Raw genomic sequence first — 19,449 nt, 5'->3', positions numbered from 1 at the left:
AACGAAGGGGTATGATCACGGTGCCTGTCCCTGTGATGCGAGGTCTGTTGCCGCAGCCTCGTGCAACTGTTCAGGTTGATAGATGGAACGGGCGGGAGACCGGGCCGGATCACGGCGTCAAGCGCCAAGGACCCAACGGCTTCCCGCCCACCCCATCCTGACAGACTTCCAAGACACAGGGGCCCATAACCACAGGGCGATATGGTTACGGGGACCCGGAGTGACGGCCTTCGCGCCAAACCACGCCCTGTGGTTAAGGGTCCCGGGCTCGCTTCGCTGCCCGGGACGACAGTGGAGTTTGCCGCGCACGCTTGCCGAACTAATTCGTCGGCAGCGGGACCTGGTCGTCGATCAAGGCATCCAGCGTCGCCTTCACATCGACCTTGGCGTCGACGACGCCGGCCTGCTGGAGGGCAAGGCCGGCAGCGAGGATCGACTCGCGCTGGGGTGCGCCGATGCGGCTGTGGGTGAGCTCGGTGCGCTCCTTGAGCTGCTTGTCGACGACCGCGTCCGGCAGCTTGGTCACGGCGATGAAGGTCTTCTTGAGATCATCGTAATTCGCCAGCGAATATTTGCGCGCCTCTTCATACACCGCGAGCACGCGGCGGGCGGCGTCCGGATAGTCCTTCAAGAACTGCTCGCGCACATTGAGGATGCCCCAGGTGTTGGCATCCGCCTTGCGATAGAACAGTTTTGCACCTTCCTCGACCTCGGCCTGCGCCATCATCGGATCGAGGCCGGCCCAGGCGTCGACGTCGCCGCGGATCAGCGCGGTCTTGCCGTCGGCGTGCTGGAGCAGGACCGGCGTGATGTCCTTTTCGGTGAGGCCGGCACCGAGCAGCGCGCGCACCAGGAAGATGTGCGGATCGGTGCCGCGCGTCACCGCGACGCGCTTGCCCTTGAGATCGGCAACGCTCGCGATCTTGGAATCCTTTGATGTCACCAGCGCCGTCCATTCGGGACGCGAATAGACGTAGATCGACTTGATGGGGTTCCCGTTGATCTTCGCCACCAGCGCCGCCGAGCCCGCGGTCGAGCCGAAATCGATCGAGCCGGCGTTGAGGAATTCGAGCGCCTTGTTGGAGCCGGCCGACTGCACCCAAATGATGCTGATGCCGTCCTTGGCGAACTCCTTCTCCAGCAGACCCTTCTGCTTCAGGACCATCGACACCGGATTGTAGGTCGCCCAGTCGATGCGGATTTCCTTGAGCGGATCCGCCGCCCGTGCCGCGGGGGTCATGGCGAGCGCAACAGCCCCCGCCAACAGAATGCGTCGTGTAATCCCGGTCATGCCCAGCCTCCTCAAAAACTTCATTGTTTTTCAATGAGTTATTTCTAGAGGTCAACGAGAAAATCGCTATCCCGAAAGCCCCTCGGCCGAGAACGATTTTGCCCGAGGCCGGCCTTTTCCAGCATGGAACGACTATTGCCAGAGAATGGCGGGTGACAGCGCCTGTCACCTCTTATATCCGGTGAGACATGGACAGCGTCGCGACTGAGCACAAGGCCGAGGTGGACGATCGCTTCGACACCGCGCGGATCACCGCCGCGGTCGATGCGCTTGCCGAGAAGCATCAGGGACGTGAGGACACGTTCCGCACCGCCATGGCGCAATTGCTCAAGGCCGAGCTGATCGCGGCGCGCGCCGCGGCGCAGGCGATCCTGCTGAAGGACCGTCACGGAAGGCGTTGCGCCGAGCGGCTGTGCCACGTGCAGGACGAGATCATCCGCATCCTGTATTCGGCGGCGACCCGGCATCTCTACCGCTCGCCGATCCCGAGCGGCGCGGAGCGCATGGCGGTGGTCGCGACCGGCGGCTATGGCCGCGGCCTGATGGCCCCGGAATCCGATATCGATCTCCTGTTTATCCTGCCCTACAAGCAGACCGCCTGGGGTGAACAGGTGGCTGAGGCCATTCTCTACTGTCTCTGGGACATGGGGCTGAAGGTCGGGCACGCCACGCGCTCGGTCGATGAATCGATCCGGCAGGCGCGCGGCGACATGACCATCCGCACCGCGATTCTGGAAACGCGCTTCCTGACCGGCGACCAGCCGCTCTATGACGAACTGGTCGCGCGCTTCGACAAGGACGTGGTGCAGGGCACGGCGTCCGAATTCGTCACCGCAAAGCTCGCCGAGCGCGAGGAGCGCCACCGCCGCGGCGGCCAGTCGCGCTATCTGGTCGAGCCCAACGTCAAGGACGGCAAGGGCGCACTGCGCGACCTGCACACGCTGTTCTGGATCGCCAAATACGTCTACCGCGTCCGTGATACCGACGAGCTGGTCGAGCGCGGCGTGTTCGACGCGCAGGAATACCGCACCTTTCGCCGCTGCGCCGACTTCCTCTGGTCGGTGCGCTGCAATCTGCACTTCTACTCCGGCCGCGCGGAGGAGCGCCTCTCCTTCGATCTCCAGCGCGAGATCGCGGTCCGGCTCGGCTACACCTCGCATCCCGGCATGCAGGACGTCGAGCGCTTCATGAAGCACTACTTCCTGGTCGCCAAGGAAGTCGGCAACCTCACCGCCATCCTCTGCGCCAAGCTCGAGGACCAGCAGGCCAAGCCCGCGCCGGTGCTGAGCCGGATGATGGCGCGGCTGCGCCCCGCCCCCGCGAAGCGCCGCGTCCCCGACAGCGACGACTTCCTCGTCGACAACAACCGCATCAACGTCGCCGCGCCCGACGTGTTCAAGCACGATCCGGTCAATTTGATCCGGATCTTCCGCCTGGCGCAGAAGAACAACCTCGCCTTCCATCCGGACGCGATGCGCGACGTGACGCGCTCGCTCGGACTGATCAACGCGCAGCTGCGCGAGAACCCGGAAGCCAACCGGCTGTTCATGGAGATCCTGACCTCCGACAACGCCGAGATCGTGCTGCGGCGGATGAACGAGACCGGCGTGCTCGGCCATTTCATCCGCGCCTTCGGCAAGATCGTCTCGATGATGCAGTTCAACATGTATCATCACTACACCGTCGACGAGCATCTGATCCGCTGCGTCGGCTTCCTGCAGGACATCGAGCGCGGCGGCATCGAGGAGTTCACGCTCGCCAGCGATCTCTTCCGCAAGATCCGGCCCGAGCACCGTGCGGTGATCTACATCACGACGCTGCTGCACGACATCGCCAAGGGACGGCCGGAGGATCACTCGATCGCGGGCGCCAAGGTGGCGCGCCGGCTGTGCCCGCGGCTCGGCTTCAGCGCGGCCGACACCGAGCTCGTGGCCTGGCTGATCGAGGAACATCTGACGATGTCCACGGTCGCGCAGTCGCGCGATCTCTCCGACCGCAAGACGATCGAGAATTTCGCTGCCGTGGTGCAGTCGGTCGAGCAGATGAAATTGCTCACGATCCTGACCACCGCCGACATCCGCGGCGTCGGCCCGGGCGTGTGGAACGGCTGGAAGGCGCAGCTCCTGCGCTCGCTCTACTATGAAACCGAACCGGTGCTGACCGGCGGCTTCTCGGAAGTCGACCGCGGCAAGCGCCTCACGGCCGCCTACGCCGAATTCCGCATGGCCTTCGCCGAGTGGCCGGCGGACGAGCTCGATGCCTATATCGGCCGGCACTATCCCGCCTATTGGCTCAAGGTCGAGCTGCCGCGAAAGATCCGCCATGCCCGCTTCGTCCGCTCCAGCGAACAGGCCGGCCACAAGCTCGCGATCAATGTCGGCTTCGACGAGGTGCGCGGCGTCACCGAGCTCACCATCTTCGCCGCCGACCATCCCTGGCTGCTCTCGATCATCGCCGGCGCCTGCGCCTCGGCCGGCGCCAACATCGTCGACGCGCAGATCTACACGACGACCGACGGCCGCGCGCTCGACACGATCTCGATCTCCAGGGAATACGATCGTGACGAGGACGAGGGCCGGCGCGCCACGCGCATCGGCGAGATGATCGAGGACGTGCTGGAAGGCAAGCTGCGTCTGCCCGAAGTGGTGGCGCGGCGCACCGTGCGCAGCAAGGCGCGGCCTTTCACGATCGAGCCGGAAGTGACCATCAACAACCAATGGTCCGACCGCTACACCGTGATCGAGATGTCCGGCCTCGACCGCCCCGGCCTGCTCTACGAGCTGACCACCGCGATCTCGAAGCTCAACCTCAACATCGCCTCGGCCCATGTCGCGACCTTCGGCGAGCGCGCCCGCGACGTGTTCTACGTCACCGACCTCCTGGGCGCGCAGATCAACGCGCCGACGCGCCAGTCCGCAATCAAGAGCGCGCTGACCCACGTGATGGCCGGCGACAAGGCGGTGCAGCCGGCGGCGTGAGGAGAGAGCTAAATCTCTACCCCCTCATGCCGCAGCAGCCAGCGCTTCCGCTCGAGCCCGCCGCCATATTTCACCAGCGAGCCATCCGCGCCGATCAGGCGGTGACAGGGCAGCACCACGCTGATCGGGTTTGAGCCGTTGGCATGGCCGACGGCACGAATGGCTTTGGGCATATCGATCCTTGCGGCCATCGCGCCATAGCTCATCGTGGTACCGGCAGGGATTTGCGCGAGCGCGGTCCAGACCCTTTGCTGGAAAGGCGTGCCGGCGATGCGCCATGCGACGCCCGAGAGCTGGCCGAGATCGCCTTCGAAATAACCCGACAGCGCCGTCCGCATCTCCGTCGGCGCAGGCAGATCGCTCAGATCCACGGCGCCGTATTGCAGGCGCAACAGCTCGCGCATGCGGTGCTCGTAGTCTTCCCAGTCGAGCGCACGCAAGGCGCCCTCGGCATCGGTGACGAGCAGCGCGATCCCGATCGGCGTCGTCAGGCGATCGAGGCCGAATCGTTCAGGCGGTTTGGTTGATCGAGCGGGCATTGCGACACCAGGCCATCGAAACACGCCATCGCACTTGCCATGCCGGCCGTGCTAACGTCCACCCGAAAGCTGACGCTTTGGGGGGCTCAACTTGATTCTGATCACCAATGTCCTGGTGGCGCTGGTCGCCGCACTGCACGCCTACTTCCTGATCCTGGAGATGTTTCTCTGGGACAAGCCGCTTGGCTTGAAGACATTCCGCAATACGCCTGAAAAGGCCGAGATCACGAAGGTGCTGGCGGCCAACCAAGGGCTCTATAACGGCTTCCTCGCCGCCGGCCTGATCTGGGGCCTCGTCCACGGCAACCCGGCCTTCGCATTCCAGATCAAGGCATTCTTCCTGCTCTGCGTGATCGTGGCCGGCGCCTACGGCGCGGCGACCGTCAGCACCCGCATCCTGCTCGTGCAGGCGCTGCCGGCGGCGATCGCGCTGGTTGCGCTGTTTCTGACCTGATTCTCGTGACCTGAGACGCTACGGCGCAGCGTCGCGATCCTTGCGCGGCGCCGGACCTTCCTCCACACTCTCCGGCAGCGATGGCGACCGTTGCAATCAACGGGAAAAGACCGTCGACCGGAAATTCCGTCAGGAGGAACAACCAAGATGAACAATCGCAGAGCCTTCATAGCTGCCACGGCGGCGCTCGCCTTCACGTTCTCCGCCAGCCAAGCCCCCTTCAATCAAGCCCTCGCCCAGAAGAAATACGACACCGGCGCGAGCGACACCGAGATCAAGATCGGCCAGACCGTGCCGTTCTCCGGCGCCTATTCCGTCTATGCCAATATCGGCAAGACCCAGGCCGCCTACTTCAAGATGATCAACGATCAGGGCGGCATCAACGGCCGCAAGATCAATCTGATCCAGTATGACGATGCCTATTCGCCGCCGAAGACGGTCGAGCAGGTGCGCAAGCTCGTCGAAGGCGACGAGGTGCTGTTCACCTTCCAGATCATCGGCACGGCCGCGAACGCCGCCGTGCAAAAATATCTCAACGGCAAGAAGATCCCGCAGCTGCTGGCCTCCACCGGCGCCGCACGCTTCAACGATCCGCAGAACTATCCCTGGACCATCGCCTACAATCCCAACTACGTGTCCGAGGGACGCATCTACGCCAAGTACATTCTCGCCAATCACCCCAATGCCAAGATCGGCGTGCTCTACCAGAACGACGACATGGGCCGCGACTATCTCGCCGGCCTCAAGAGCGGCCTCGGCGACAAGGCAGCCAAGATGATCGTCGGCGAGGTGTCCTACGAGGTCACCGACCCGACCGTCGACTCGCAGGTGGTCAAGCTGAAGTCGCTCGGCGCAGATCTTTTCTACGATGCCTCGACGCCGAAATTCGCGGCGCAGGCCATCAAGAAGGTGGCCGAGCTCGGCTGGACGCCGGTGCACATCCTCGACATCAATGCGAGCCCGATCTCGGCGACGCTGAAGCCGGCCGGCCTCGACATCTCCAAGGGCATCATCTCGACCCAATACGGCAAGGAGCCGAGTGATCCGCAGTGGAAGGACGATCCGGGCGTGAAGGCCTTCTTCGCATTCATGGACAAGTATTTCCCCGAAGGCGACAAGCTCAACACGGTCAACACCTACGCTTATTCGGTCGCCGAGTTGCTGACGCAGGTGCTGAAACAGTGCGGCGACGACCTTTCGCGTGAGAACGTGATGAAGCAGGTCGCCAACATCAAGGACTTCACCCCGAGCTTCGCGCTGCCCGGCATCAAGATCAACACCGGACCGAACGACTATCGCGTCAACAAGCAGATGCAGATGATGAAGTTCAACGGCGAGCGTTGGGAGCTGTTCGGCCCGATCATCGAGGACAACGGCCCGGCGGGTTAGTAACTGCGTAGAGTGGATTAGCCCTGCAGATGCGCAAAGCGCATCTGCTCGGCGTAATCCACCTCTTCGACATCCGCGGCAGCAGAAGTGGTGGGTTACGCCTGGCGGACTGCGCTTCGCGCAGCCACAAGGCTAACCCACCCTACGAACTGCGCGTCTCCACCCACCTTGCGTTGCAGCAACGCCTCATCCACAATCGCCCTCAGCGGTGACGTCCTGTGCGCAAGAGCATCCGGGCAGATCATCGGCAATAACAAACTGAGGAAATTGCGAATGAGGAATGGAATGCTGCATCTGGCCACGGCAACGGCGCTAACCATTGCGCTGTCGGTCACCGCGGCCAGTGCCCAGAAAAAATATGATCCGGGCGCCAGCGACACCGAGATCAAGGTCGGACAGACCATGCCGTTTTCGGGACCGGCGTCGGCCTATTCGTCGATCGGCAAGACCCAGGCCGCCTATTTCAAAATGATCAACGACCAGGGCGGCATCAATGGTCGCAAGATCAACCTGATCCAGTATGACGACGCCTATTCGCCGCCGAAAGCCGTGGAGCAGATACGCAAGCTCGTCGAGAGCGACGAGGTGCTGCTGACTTTCCAAATCATTGGCACGCCTGTGAACGCGGCCGTCCAGAAATATCTCAATTCCAAGAAGGTGCCGCAGCTGTTCGCAGCGACCGGCGCCTCGAGGTTCACCGATCCAAAGAACTTTCCGTGGACCATGGGCTACAATCCCAACTACTTCGTCGAAGGCCGAATCTACGGCCAATACATTCTGAAGCAGCATCCGGACGCCAAGATCGGCGTGCTCTATCAGAACGACGACCTCGGCAAGGACTATCTGAACGGCATCAAGGCCGGCCTCGGCGACAAAGCCGCCAAGATGATCGTGACCGAAGCGTCCTACGAGGTCTCCGATCCGACCGTGGATTCGCAGATCCTCAAGATCAAGGACGCCGGCGCCGATTTGTTCTTCAGCGCCACAACGCCGAAGCAGGCCGCACAGGCGATCAAGAAGATCGCCGAAATGGGCTGGCATCCGATCCAGATCGTCGACATCAACGCCACCTCGGTCGGTGCGGTGCTGAAGCCGGCAGGCCTTGATGCGGCCAAGGGCCTGATCAGCGTCAACTACGGCAAAGAACCGCTCGATCCAACCTGGAAGGACGACGCCGGCCTGAAGAAGTATTTTGACTTCATGGCGAAGTACTATCCGGACGGCGACAAGGACTCGAACTTCAACACCTATGGTTATGGCACAGCCCAGCTCCTGGTCCATGTGTTGAAGCAGTGCGGTGACGATCTGACGCGCGAGAACGTCATGAAGCAGGCGGCGTCGCTGAAGGACGTCACCAGCGATATCGCGCTGCCCGGTATCAAGGCCAACACCTCGGCGACCGACTACCGCGTTAACAAGCAGCTTCAGATGATGAAGTTCAACGGCGAACGCTGGGAGCTGTTCGGCCCGATCCTGGAGGACGCGGGCCCGATCGATTAGTTCTCGGAAACAACTGCCTCAACGACGTCATGCCCGGGCTTGTCCCGCCTGCGCGGCCGAAGCCGCTTCGGCGCGGCGAAGGCCCGGGCATCCACGTTCTTGGAGCGGCAAGGCAAGGGCGTGGATGGCCGGGTCAAGCCCGGCCATAACGGCGGAGGGAGATGCGCGCAGAGACATCTACTCCGGTATCTCCCCAAAATTCTTCCCCACCGGCAGCACCGCGTGCCGTATCAGCCGTGAATCCTCCACCGCGGCCTGGCGATGCTTCACCGCTTCGCGATAGACGGGATCGCGGATCATCTCGACGAAGGCGGCAACGCTTGGATATTCGGCGATGAAGCAATGGTCCCAGCGCTCCTCTTGCGGGCCGATCAGCATCAACTCGAATTTGCCCTGCCAGACGATGCGGCCGCCGAGGCGCTCGAACACCGGGCCGCTCTCGCGGCCGTAGGCCGCATCGATATGGCCCATGCCGGTTCCCTCTTGTTTTATGTCGGCGATCCTAGCTCTGCCGCCCGGCGAGCGGAACTGCGGCAGGCGAATGCCGCACCTCCTAATCGCGCGTTAAGCTCTGGGTAACCGGGCCTTAAACAGCGACCGGTAGCGTGCGGCGGGGCGGGCTGACCGGGCGTTTTGCGTATGGCGTGGGGAAAGAAAAAGGGTGGGCGGAAGGAGCCGTTGTTCGGCTTGCCTGCTGCGCTCGCCGATCTGCGCCTGACCGCGGCCGACCGCGTCCCCGGCGGCGAGGACAAGCCGAAGAAATCAACGAAATCATCCGCCAAGCGCAAGAGCGAGGATGCCGGCGACGAGCCGCCGCGCGAGCGGAAGGCACAAGCCGGCCGCAGCGGCGCCAAGCGCCGGTCGAAATCGGGCGGAGGCTTCAGCCTCGGCCGCCTCGTCTATTGGGGTGCGGTGCTCGGCCTGTGGGGCGTGATCGCCGTGATCGGCGTCGTGATCTATGTCGGCGCCCATCTGCCGCCGATCCAGTCGCTGGAGATTCCCAAGCGGCCACCGACGATCCAGATCGTCGGCATCGACGGCAGCATGCTGGCGCAGCGCGGCGAGATGGCGGGCGCCAACGTCTCGCTGAAGGACCTGCCGCCCTATCTGCCGAAGGCCTTCATCGCCATCGAGGATCGCCGCTTCTACTCGCATTTCGGCATCGACCCGATTGGCATCCTGCGGGCCCTCGTCACCAACGTACTCCATCGCGGCGTCTCGCAGGGCGGCTCGACCTTGACGCAGCAGCTCGCGAAAAACCTGTTCCTGACCCAGGAGCGGACCATGGCGCGCAAGCTGCAGGAGGCGGAGCTCGCGATCTGGCTGGAGCGCAAGCATTCCAAGAACGAGATCCTGGAGCTCTATCTCAACCGCGTCTATTTCGGCTCGGGCGCCTATGGCGTCGAGGCCGCGGCGCAGAAATATTTCGGCAAGTCGGCGAAGGACGTCACCGTCGCCGAAGCCGCGATGCTGGCGGGCCTCGTCAAATCGCCGTCGCGGCTGGCGCCGAACCGCAATCCGGAAGGCGCTGAAGCGCGCGCGCAGATCGTGCTCGCGGCGATGGCGGATGCAAAACTCATCACCGAAGCACAGGCGCAGGCCTCGATCGGCCACCCCTCCTACAACGTGAAGCCGGCCGGAGCCGGCACGCTCAACTACGTCGCCGACTGGATCGGCGAGGTGCTGGACGATCTGGTCGGCCAGATCGACGAGAGCATCAAGGTCGAGACCACGATCGATCCGAAGCTGCAGAGCGTGGCGGAAGCCGCCATCATCGACGAGCTCGCGGCCAAGAGCGTCAAGTTCAATGTCAGCCAAGGCGCGCTGGTGGCGATGACGCCCGACGGAGCGGTACGCGCCATGGTCGGCGGGCGGAACTATTCCGACAGCCAGTACAACCGCGCGGTCACCGCGAAACGCCAGCCGGGCTCCTCGTTCAAGCCGTTCGTATACCTGACCGCGCTCGAGCAGGGGCTGACGCCTGATACCTTGCGTCAGGACGCGCCGATCGAGGTCAAGGGCTGGAAGCCCGAGAACTACACCCATGAATATTTCGGCGCGGTGACGCTGACGCAGGCGCTGGCAATGTCGCTCAACACCGTCGCCATCCGCCTCGGTCTCGAGGTCGGACCGAAGAACGTGGTGCGCACCGCGCACCGGCTCGGCATCTCCTCGAAGCTCGAGCCCAATGCCTCGATCGCGCTCGGCACCTCCGAAGTCTCGGTCGTCGAGCTGGTCGGCGCCTATGCCCCCTTCGCCAATGGCGGCTTCGCGGTGGCGCCGCACGTCGTCACGCGGATCAGGACGCTCAGTGGCAAGCTGCTCTACATGCGGCAAGCGGAAGAGCGCAACCAAGTTATCGATCCGCGCTATGTCGGCATGATGAACACGATGATGCGGGAGACGCTGATATCAGGCACCGCCAAGAAGGCGGATATCCCCGGTTGGCCGGCAGCAGGCAAGACCGGCACCAGCCAGGATTACCGCGACGCCTGGTTCATCGGCTACACCGCCAACCTCGTCACCGGCGTCTGGCTCGGCAATGACGACAACTCGCCGACCAAGAAGGCGACCGGCGGCGGCCTGCCCGTCGAAGTCTGGACCCGCTTCATGCGCACGGCGCACGAGGGCGTGCCGGTGGCCGCCTTGCCGAACTCGCAAGCGAGCTGGGGTCTGTCGAACCTCGCGCAGGCGGCATCGCAGGTATCGCCGCCGACGGCGACGACAGCACCCGGACCGGCACCGGCGAGCAGTGGCGGCTATCGCCCGCCTCCGACGCGCGCCAATGTGCGGCCGGAAGCCGCCGCAGGGCTCGACGGCTGGCTGATGGACCGGCTGTTCGGCGGAAATCGGTAGCTTCGAGCTGAGGTCCCCAGGGCCTCAAAACAAAAAACGCGAAAACAACCCCATGCACAGTAGCCGGTGACTTCAGGCGCGCCGCGCGGTGGATTGTAGGAAACGTTTGATCCGGCGGGACAAATCGAGCGTGCCGCGCAATCGTCGCGAAGTATGGCGGGGATCGCGCAAAGCGCGCTGACGTCGCCCCGCTCTCAACTGTCATTCCCCGCCAATGGGTCTCGCCTTCGGCGAGCCCCTTGACAGGCTCCAGCGGGGAATCCAGTACGCCGAGACGTCGAGATTCAAAGCAGCTGCCGCGGCGTACTGGATCGCCCGCCTTCGCGGGCGATGACAGTGATGGATACTGCCAGCAGCGTTTGCTCGGGCTGAGTTGAGTCCCAAAGACTCGGGTTTAGTGGGAAGGAGCGTTCCATGATTGCAGGTCTATCCAGCGCGGCGTTGCCCTATCTGCGTCCTGCATCAACGTCCGGTTCCAATGCGACAACGACATCAGATCTCCAGCCGGAGGCGTCGACTGCAACTGACGCTGCGACCAGCAGCCCAGGAATCAGCGTGTCGCAACTCAAGCCGCTGCAAGGCGCCAAGCCGATCTCGGTGGCGGACAACCCGGTCCTGCGCGACCTGATGGCAACGAATTGGCTGATGACCCACGGCGCGAACGCGACTCAACCGGCCGTCTCGGACGATGCACCTGAGAACACCTATGCCCAGGTGAAGGTTGACGGCAAGGTGGTGGCCACACTGTACAATGGCGGGTCCTCGACGATGACCAACGCGGCGGCCGCAAAGATCGGCAAGCTCGAGGATCCTCCCGGTCTGAGTGGACCTGATCTGGCGCAATGGCGAGCCGACAATTACGCCAAGCTGCTTGGCGGCACCGTCGAAAAAGCGTCCACCGCGATCACGCAATCGCAATGGACACCGCGTCAGAGCAATTCTGCGACCTATAGTCGCGATCAACTCGACGCGGCCTTCCAGGCGATGCTGGCCGAGGGCCAGAAGGCCGCCGTGCAACTGCAATCGTCCTATCTCGCCTCGCGCGCGCAGCCGGGGACAAGCGCAGATATCAGCGCCTGACCTGAGAGATGGTTTGAGGACGCGCGGCATCCGGGCGACGAATTTTGTCAAAGCACATCAAGCAAGATCATCCCGGCTAACGCCGAACAACGAGCAGCCATCGTCGGCGTTCAACGCCCGCGATGTCGCGCGACGAGAGCTGCTCGCCTGGATAGTCCGATGGGTCGGTCGCTCGGGGAAATCGGAAAGCGTGGCACGAGACGCACTGATGTCGCCCCGTCCTCCGCTGTCATTCCCCGCGAAAGCGGGGAATCCAGTACGCTGCGGCTTCTCGGCTTAACAATAACCGCCTCTGGAATACTTGGGTCGCCCGGTCAAGCCGGGCGACCCAGTGAGTGTTGGCTAGCAGCGAGGCCTAGTCTGCGACGAGGATCAATCCTCGACCCCATAGCGGTGCAGGTCGTTGCCGTGCGTATCGAGCCACTTCTTGGCGCGCTCCATCGACGGGCAGGCCTTTCCGCAGACGCGCCAGAACCGCGCCGAGTGGTTCATCTCGACGAGATGGGCGACCTCGTGCGCGGCGAGGTAGTCGAGCACGTAGGGCGGCGCGAGGATCAGGCGCCAGGAGAACGACAGCGAGCCAGCCGAGGTGCAGGAGCCCCAACGGCTGGACTGATCGCGGATCGAGAGGCGCTTGACCCTGACGCCGAGCTCGACGGCATAGGCCTCCGCCGAGCGCTGGAGATCGTGGCGCGCCTCGCGCTTGAGGAAGTCGCTGACGCGGCGGTCGACATGCTCGACCCCGCCGGCGACGCAGAGAATGCGTTCACCGCTGTCGCGCACTTCCGTCCATACCGTGCCGCGCGTGCCGGCACGATGAACGATACGATGGGCCGTGCCGCGTAGCGGTATCACTGTGCCGGGTTGGAACGGCGCAGCCTTCGGCAAACGGCCGAGACGTGCAGCGATCCACGCGCCGTGACGTTGTGCGAAGTCCTTGGCTTCGGCCAGCGTGCCGCGCGGCGGGATGGTGAGGATGGCTTCGCGATCGCTCGGATGGATTCTGAGCGTGTAGCGGCGCGCGCGGCGGTGCCGACGCAATCGAATCGCAAAAAACTGCGATCCATGGGTGATGACCAGGGTCTTCGGCTCGTGGGGCCGTCGATAGAGGAGTGCGCGAGTGGCCATGTCTGTCAGTCCGGGGGGCAGGAGGGCGCCCGGATTCTGCCATAACCGCCGCCAGGGAAAGCGCTCGGCGCAAAAACAAATCATTTGCCCAATATACAGCGGTCTAGCGTCCGGGAGACCCTACAGACTGGGGTTGGAACCCGGTTTTTTCGCCCCCGCTGGACGCATGCGGCACCCCCAAAGGATGAGGTGGGACTCACTCCTATAAGGCTACCTAAATACCGCGAATCTGGAGGGAACCAGCCCCTGCCGGAACCTCCGACAGGGCGCCGATTTTCAGCGGGAAAGCCGAAAAACGCGCTTATTCGGCCGCGAGGGCCTGCAACGAGCTCGGATTCGCAGCCGAGACCATGAAGTCATGGATGCGCGGCACGATTTCCGACTTGAAGCGCGAGCCGTTGAACACGCCGTAATGCCCGACGCCCTTCTGGACGTAATGAACGCGGCGGTGATCGGGGATCGAGCTGCACAATGTGTGTGTTGCTTCGGTCTGACCGAGCCCGGAGATGTCGTCGTTCTCGCCTTCGACCGTCATCAGCGCCACGCGCGTGACCTTCGAGGGGTCGACGCGTGTTCCGCGATGGGTCATCTCGCCCTTCGGCAGCGAGTGCTTCACGAACACGGTGTCGACCGTCTGCAGATAATACTCGGCGGAGAGATCCATCACCGCGAGATATTCGTCGTAGAAGTCGCGATGCTTGTCGACGAGGTCGCCGTCGCCCTTCACCAGATTGGCGAACAGGCGCTTGTGGGCGTCCATATGCCGGTCGAGGTTCATGCTGATGAACCCGTTGAGCTGCAGGAAGCCCGGATAGACATCGCGCATCATGCCCGGATGCGGGAACGGCACCTTGGTGATGACGGTGTTGCGGAACCAGTCGATGCCGCGCTCCTGGGCGAGCTTGTTCACCCCGGTCGGATTGCGGCGGGTGTCGATCGGGCCGCCCATCAGCGTCATCGACGTCGGCACGAAGGGGTCGCGCCGCGCTTCCATGATCGAGACGGCGGCAACGACGGGAACGGAGGGCTGGCACACCGCCATGACATGGGTGTTGCCGCCAAGGACGTGCAGCATCTCGATGACGTAGTCGATGTAGTCGTCGAGATCGAAGCGGCCATCGCTCAGGGGCACCATGCGGGCGTCGGCCCAATCGGTGATGTAGACCTCATGCGCCGGCAGGAACGCCTCGACCGTGCCGCGCAGCAGCGTCGCGTAGTGGCCGGACATCGGCGCCACGATCAGCACGCGCGGCTGCGGGCTGCGCAAGGGACGGGCGAACTTGCGATCGAAGTAGAGCAGCTTGCAGAACGGCTTTTCCCAGACCGAGCGGACCTCGACGGGAACGCGGATGCCGTTGACCTCGGTGTCGTTGAGGCCCCATTCCGGCTTGCCGTAACGGCGCGTGGTGCGTTCGAACAATTCACAGGCCGCGGCGACGGACTTGCCGACCTCGGTGCGCGCCCACGGATTGAGGGGATTCTGAAACAGGAGCTTGGTCGCATCGGTGACCGCACGCGCCGGATTGAGAGAGGCCTGCCCCATCTCGTACATCCAGTACATCGGCGTCGTCAGGACCGGACTGCCTTCGGCCGCCAGGGGCGGCGCGCCGCCGAACTCACCAATAGGCATCGTTAAAATCCTCTTCGCATCGCAACATACTGCCGAATGCGTAATATTGCGTCAATGCATGGTTCCGTACATCTACGGAGCCGGAACGGCTAAATCAGCCTGAATCCACGGGAAAGTGAGATTATTCACCGCTCGAGAGCAGCGAGCCGTGCTTCTTGGCGCTCCGCAAAAGGGCAAGGAATGCCCCAAAAGATGCAACCAGCAGCACCGCATTGATGGCCAACGCACGCAACATCAGATCGATCCGGAGGGTCTGTTCGATCAGGAGCGCCCGCATTCCCTCGAACACATAGGTCGGCGGCAGCGACCAGGCCACGTATTGCAGCCATGCCGGCAGCACGCTGACGGGATAGTAGACGCAGGCGAGCGGCATGATCGCGAACATCAGGGTCCAGACGATGCTCTCGGCGCCAAGGCCGTTTCGTAAGACCAGCCCCGAGACGAAGATGCCGACCGCCCAGCTCGTGAAGATCAGATTGCAGAAGAATGCAATCAGCGGCAGACCGAGGGCGTAGACGTTGAAGTGAAACAGGAACAGCGCGAGCAGCGTCATCGGGATGACGCCGATCGCGAGCCGGATCATGCTCATGATCATCAGCGACAGCAGAAACTCGATCGGCTTCAAGGGGCTCATCATGAGGTTGCCGATGTTGCGCGCCCACATCTCCTCCAGGAACGAGATCGAGAAGCCGAGCTGGCCGCGGAACAGGATGTCCCAGAGGATGACGGCGCCGATCAGCGTGCCGCCGGCGCGCGCGAAGAAATTGGCGTTCTCGGCGATGTAGAGCTGGAGAAAGCCCCAGGTGATGACCTGGAGCGCGGGCCAATAAAGCAGCTCGAGCAGCCGCGGCCAGGACGACATCAACAGGTACCAGTAGCGCAGGATCATTGCGCCGATGCGATGGATGGAAATGCCGCGGTGAAGGGAGAGCTCGGTCATCGCGCCGCCTCCTTCGCACCGTTCACCCGCCCGCGCGCGACGTCCAGGAACACCTCCTCCAGCGTGGTGCGGTTGTAGCGCGCCATGATGGCCTCCGGCGTGTCGTCGTCCTCGATGCGGCCGCGCTTCATGATGATGACGCGGTCGCACAGACGCTCGACCTCGAGCATGTTGTGCGAAGCCAGAAGGATGGTCGCGTTGTTCTCCTTGCGATAGCGCTCCATATGCGCCCGCACCCAGTCGGCCGTATCCGGGTCGAGCGAGGCGGTAGGCTCGTCCAGCAGCAGCAGCTCGGGCTGGTTGATCAGCGCCTTCGCCAGCGCGACGCGGGTCTTCTGCCCGGCGGAGAGCTTGCCGTTGGCGCGGTCGATGAATTCGGTGAGATCAAGCTCGTCGGCCAGCCTGGCGATGCGATCGGAGACGTTCTTCACCGCATAGAGCTTGCCGAACACGGTGAGGTTCTGCCGCACCGTGAGGCGCATCGGCATGTCGACATAGGGGCTCTCGAAATTCATCCGCCCCAGCACCGCCGCGCTCTGCTCCGGCATCCGATGCCCGAGCACCTGCACGCGGCCGGAGGTCGGCAGCACCAGGCCCATGATCATCGCGATGGTCGTGGTCTTGCCGGCGCCGTTGCCGCCCAGAAGCCCGGTGATGCTGCCACGCGGCAGCGAAAAGGAGATATCGTCGACGGCGCGGGTCTGCTTGTAGACCTTGACGAGGTGATCGACCGCAATGGCCGCAGAGGAGCCGCGCTCCGCGACAGTCGGCGGACTTGAAGCTTTGTCGTTCCCGGTCATGCTAGCCGTTCTTCTGCTATTGCAGCGGATAGCGCAAGGCTTGTAATCCGGGTGGTTCCGCGAGCCCCGCGTTTGTGACCGAGAAGGCACCGCCACATTGGCCGAGATGACTGAGACTGCCGATACCGACTTCCGCCACGCACAGCGGCATATCCGCTTGGACACGATCCTGCGGCTGCGCTGGCTGGCGGTGCTCGGCCAGCTCGCGGCGATCTTCATCGTGGCGCAGGGGCTTGAGTTCAACGTCGAGATCGTCCCCTGCGTCAGCATCATCGCGCTGTCGGCGGCGCTCAACCTGGCACTCCAGACCGTGTCCAATCCGCTGCAACGGCTGGAGCCGATGCAGGCGGCCGGACTGCTGGCGCTGAACATCGTGGAGCTGGCGGGGCTCTTGTTCTTCACCGGCGGACTGCAGAACCCGTTCTCGTTCCTGTTCCTCGCGCCCGTGCTGATCTCGGCCACGGCGCTGCCGGCCCGCCTCACCTTCGGCCTCGGCCTGCTCGCGGTGGCCTGTGCCTCGGTCCTGTTCTTCTTCCATCTGCCGCTGCCCTGGGATTCCGACGATCCCCTGGTGCTGCCGCCGATTTATCTCATCGGCATCTGGCTCTCGATCGTGCTCGCGATCGGCGTCACCAGCCTCTACTCGTTCCAGGTGACGGAGGAGGCGCGCAAGCTCGCCGACGCGCTGGCTGCGACCGAGCTGGTGCTGACACGCGAGCAGCATCTGACCCAGCTCGACGGCCTGGCTGCCGCAGCCGCGCACGAGCTCGGTACGCCGCTCGCGACCATCTTCCTGATCTCGCGCGAGCTGGAAAAGACGGTGAAGGATCCAAGTTTCGCCGCCGACCTGAAAACCCTGCGCGAGCAGACCCAGCGCTGCCGCGACATCTTGAGCAAGATCACCCAGCTTTCCTCCGAAGGCGCGCCGTTCGACCGCATGAAAATGTCTGAGCTGATCGAGGAGGTGGTGGCGCCGCACCGCGATTTCGGCGTCGACATCAAGGTGCGGATCGCGGTGGCGGCCTTCGCCGAGCCGATCGGCTCGCGCAACCCCGCGATCCTCTACGGCGTCGGCAACATCGTCGAGAACGCGGTCGATTTCGCCCGCACCACCGTCGAGGTGAATGCATGGTGGAACAAGGACACGATCGAGCTCGTGATCTCCGACGACGGCCCGGGCATTCCGCCCGATATCCTTAACCGGATCGGCGAGCCCTATTTGTCGCGGCGGCGCAATCTGGATGACGGCGGCGGCGAGCAGCGTGGGCTCGGGCTTGGCGTGTTCATCGCGCGCACCTTGCTGGAACGCACCGGGGCCAAGGTCTCGTTTACCAACCGGACCTTTCCGGAACACGGTGCTGTGGTTCACATCAATTGGCCGAGAGAGCGTTTTGAGACTATCGAGACGCTCGAAGAAACAATAGGATAGGCCGCGACCTTGCGTCGCACAGCAGGGCCGATCGACTATTTGCGGCCTTGGCACCGCCTGATTGCGACGCCATATGTAGATGTGCAGAGAGAGGACAACACCTTGAACGCCATCGCCGAACTGAACGAACAGACCGACCGCTCGCTTCTCATCGTGGAGGACGACAAGCCGTTCCTGGAGCGGTTGTCGCGCGCGATGGAGACCCGTGGCTTTGCGGTGACGTCGTGTGACACCGTCTCGGATGGCCTCGCGCAGATCGGCAAGGCCGCGCCCGCATTCGCCGTGGTGGATCTGCGGCTCGGCGACGGCAATGGTCTCGACGTCGTCTCCGCGCTGAAGAAGAAGCGCCCCGAAGCCCGCGCCATCGTGCTGACCGGCTATGGCAACATCGCCACCGCCGTGACCGCCGTGAAGATGGGTGCGATCGATTATCTGTCGAAGCCCGCGGATGCCGACGACGTCGTCGCCGCCCTGCTCTCGACCAGCTCGGAGAAATCCGAGTTGCCGACGAACCCGATGTCCGCCGACCGCGTCCGCTGGGAGCACATCCAGCGCATCTACGAGATGTGTAACCGCAACGTCTCGGAGACGGCGCGGCGGCTGAATATGCACCGTCGTACGTTGCAGCGGATTCTGGCCAAGCGCGCGCCGCGGTAGCGGTCTCGTAGGGTGGGCAAAGGCGCGTAGCGCCGTGCCCACCGCTTCTACTTCAATCCTGATCGGCTTGGATGGTGGGCCCGCTTTCGCTTTGCCCACCCTACGGCGTCCGCGTTCGCCGCGCCGCTACTCCCAAAAATCCGCGTGGCCCTGCGGGTCGACCAGACGGTTGATCCGGAGCGCTGCCGCCATCGCGAAACGCACCGTCATCTGCTTGCGCGTGGCGGCCTGAAGCTTGTGCTCGGGCGCCTCGCAGTGCAGATGCGCGCCATAGGCGTCCGCAATGATCAGGCCGGTGTCTTGCGGAAAGATCTCGCACGGCAAATCCTGCGTGAAGGCGAAGAATAGCCGGTCGCAATGGGCGCGGTATTCGTGCCATTTCTGGTCGGCACGCAAATCCTCGACCGACGATTTGATCTCCACGATCCAGATCTCGCCGCGCTCGTTGAGCGCCACCAGATCGGCGCGCCGGCCCGACGGCAGCGGCAGTTCGCTGATGCAGGTAAAGCCGAGCGAGCGCAGCAGCCGCGCCGTGCCGCGCGCGATCGCAAGCGCCGTCTCGGACTGGCGGCGATCGGGCGGCGGAACGAGAGCGATGTTGCGGGCGGGGCTGTCCATGGGGGGAGCTTAGCCGATTCCGGTGGGCCCGTCATTCCGGGGCGCGACGCAGTCGCGAGCCCGGAATCCATAGCCACAGGGAGAAGTTGTCGGGTGAGCAGGTAACTCCGAGCTTTGGCCAAACTACTCCCTGTGGTTATGGGTCCCGGGCTCGCGACTA

The 19,449-nt window shown here is 63.7% G+C and carries 15 protein-coding genes and 1 pseudogene; 8 read left to right on the top strand and 8 right to left on the bottom strand.

The window, feature by feature from the left end:
* Positions 1 to 319: 319 nt before the first annotated feature.
* On the bottom strand, positions 320 to 1,291 hold the full coding sequence (locus tag CT676_RS05700) for an aliphatic sulfonate ABC transporter substrate-binding protein (RefSeq protein WP_014491109.1): 972 nt from the start codon (positions 1,289 to 1,291) through the stop codon (positions 320 to 322).
* 188 nt (positions 1,292 to 1,479) lie between these two features.
* On the opposite strand from CT676_RS05700, the gene CT676_RS05695 reads away from it, so the two are divergent.
* Positions 1,480 to 4,269 carry a [protein-PII] uridylyltransferase gene (locus tag CT676_RS05695; protein WP_071909009.1) on the top strand — a complete coding sequence of 930 codons (2,790 nt, stop codon included), beginning with the start codon at positions 1,480 to 1,482 and terminating at the stop codon, positions 4,267 to 4,269.
* Between the two features lie 8 nt (positions 4,270 to 4,277).
* Here CT676_RS05695 and CT676_RS05690 read toward each other — a convergent pair whose 3' ends face one another.
* Positions 4,278 to 4,808: a methylated-DNA--[protein]-cysteine S-methyltransferase gene (locus CT676_RS05690; protein WP_085404061.1), complete on the bottom strand. Its 531-nt coding sequence runs from the start codon at positions 4,806 to 4,808 to the stop codon at positions 4,278 to 4,280.
* A 97-nt stretch (positions 4,809 to 4,905) separates the two neighbouring features.
* Between CT676_RS05690 and CT676_RS05685 the strand changes: the two genes are divergently transcribed.
* The 3 genes from CT676_RS05685 to CT676_RS05675 all read left to right on the top strand — a co-directional run bounded on the left by CT676_RS05685 (position 4,906) and on the right by CT676_RS05675 (position 8,151).
* Complete coding sequence (locus tag CT676_RS05685) at positions 4,906 to 5,262, top strand: DUF1304 domain-containing protein (protein WP_187388035.1); 357 nt, start codon at positions 4,906 to 4,908, stop codon at positions 5,260 to 5,262.
* 147 nt (positions 5,263 to 5,409) lie between these two features.
* A complete protein-coding gene (locus CT676_RS05680) occupies positions 5,410 to 6,651 on the top strand; it encodes an ABC transporter substrate-binding protein (protein WP_085404062.1) in 1,242 nt (413 codons plus the stop codon).
* A gap of 273 nt (positions 6,652 to 6,924) precedes the next feature.
* The gene (locus CT676_RS05675; protein WP_085404063.1) at positions 6,925 to 8,151 is read left to right on the top strand and encodes an ABC transporter substrate-binding protein; all 1,227 of its coding nucleotides are present in this window, start codon (positions 6,925 to 6,927) and stop codon (positions 8,149 to 8,151) included.
* A 177-nt stretch (positions 8,152 to 8,328) separates the two neighbouring features.
* Here CT676_RS05675 and CT676_RS05670 read toward each other — a convergent pair.
* Positions 8,329 to 8,607, bottom strand: a pseudogene (locus CT676_RS05670) (DUF1330 domain-containing protein); the annotation flags it as partial.
* A 183-nt stretch (positions 8,608 to 8,790) separates the two neighbouring features.
* On the opposite strand from CT676_RS05670, the gene CT676_RS05665 reads away from it, so the two are divergent.
* Together CT676_RS05665 and CT676_RS05660 are read left to right on the top strand one after the other, a co-directional pair.
* Positions 8,791 to 11,007 (top strand): penicillin-binding protein 1A, encoded by a 2,217-nt coding sequence (locus CT676_RS05665; protein WP_085404064.1) that lies wholly within the window; start codon positions 8,791 to 8,793, stop codon positions 11,005 to 11,007.
* A gap of 414 nt (positions 11,008 to 11,421) precedes the next feature.
* Positions 11,422 to 12,087 (top strand): hypothetical protein, encoded by a 666-nt coding sequence (locus CT676_RS05660; RefSeq protein ID WP_085404065.1) that lies wholly within the window; start codon positions 11,422 to 11,424, stop codon positions 12,085 to 12,087.
* 372 nt (positions 12,088 to 12,459) lie between these two features.
* Here CT676_RS05660 and CT676_RS05655 read toward each other — a convergent pair whose 3' ends face one another.
* From CT676_RS05655 to CT676_RS05640, 4 genes are all read right to left on the bottom strand, one after another.
* The gene (locus CT676_RS05655) at positions 12,460 to 13,299 is read right to left on the bottom strand and encodes a SprT family zinc-dependent metalloprotease (RefSeq protein WP_063980051.1); all 840 of its coding nucleotides are present in this window, start codon (positions 13,297 to 13,299) and stop codon (positions 12,460 to 12,462) included.
* A gap of 217 nt (positions 13,300 to 13,516) precedes the next feature.
* The gene (gene phaZ / locus CT676_RS05650) at positions 13,517 to 14,845 is read right to left on the bottom strand and encodes a polyhydroxyalkanoate depolymerase (RefSeq protein WP_063980052.1); all 1,329 of its coding nucleotides are present in this window, start codon (positions 14,843 to 14,845) and stop codon (positions 13,517 to 13,519) included.
* Positions 14,846 to 14,966: 121 nt separating this feature from the next.
* The gene (locus CT676_RS05645; RefSeq protein WP_063980053.1) at positions 14,967 to 15,785 is read right to left on the bottom strand and encodes an ABC transporter permease; all 819 of its coding nucleotides are present in this window, start codon (positions 15,783 to 15,785) and stop codon (positions 14,967 to 14,969) included.
* Positions 15,782 to 16,585 carry an ABC transporter ATP-binding protein gene (locus CT676_RS05640; protein WP_085404067.1) on the bottom strand — a complete coding sequence of 268 codons (804 nt, stop codon included), beginning with the start codon at positions 16,583 to 16,585 and terminating at the stop codon, positions 15,782 to 15,784. The genes CT676_RS05645 and CT676_RS05640 overlap by 4 nt, the downstream gene beginning before the upstream one ends.
* 106 nt (positions 16,586 to 16,691) lie before the next feature.
* Here CT676_RS05640 and CT676_RS05635 point away from each other — a divergent pair, with 106 nt between their 5' ends.
* Both CT676_RS05635 and CT676_RS05630 read left to right on the top strand, forming a co-directional pair.
* Positions 16,692 to 18,014 carry an ActS/PrrB/RegB family redox-sensitive histidine kinase gene (locus CT676_RS05635; protein WP_085404068.1) on the top strand — a complete coding sequence of 441 codons (1,323 nt, stop codon included), beginning with the start codon at positions 16,692 to 16,694 and terminating at the stop codon, positions 18,012 to 18,014.
* Between the two features lie 102 nt (positions 18,015 to 18,116).
* Positions 18,117 to 18,671, top strand: coding sequence for an ActR/PrrA/RegA family redox response regulator transcription factor (locus tag CT676_RS05630; protein ID WP_014491094.1), 555 nt, complete (start codon positions 18,117 to 18,119; stop codon positions 18,669 to 18,671).
* 126 nt (positions 18,672 to 18,797) lie between these two features.
* Here the strand turns inward: CT676_RS05630 and CT676_RS05625 are convergent, their stop codons facing one another.
* Complete coding sequence (locus tag CT676_RS05625) at positions 18,798 to 19,289, bottom strand: MmcB family DNA repair protein (protein ID WP_085404069.1); 492 nt, start codon at positions 19,287 to 19,289, stop codon at positions 18,798 to 18,800.
* Between the last annotated feature and the right edge of the window lie 160 nt (positions 19,290 to 19,449).

Origin of the sequence: Bradyrhizobium sp. MOS001 (assembly GCF_004634465.1) — a bacterium.
Lineage (GTDB): Bacteria > Pseudomonadota > Alphaproteobacteria > Rhizobiales > Xanthobacteraceae > Bradyrhizobium > Bradyrhizobium barranii.
Note: the sequence above shows the minus strand (reverse complement) of the source record. Positions and strands in the feature narration are given on the sequence as shown.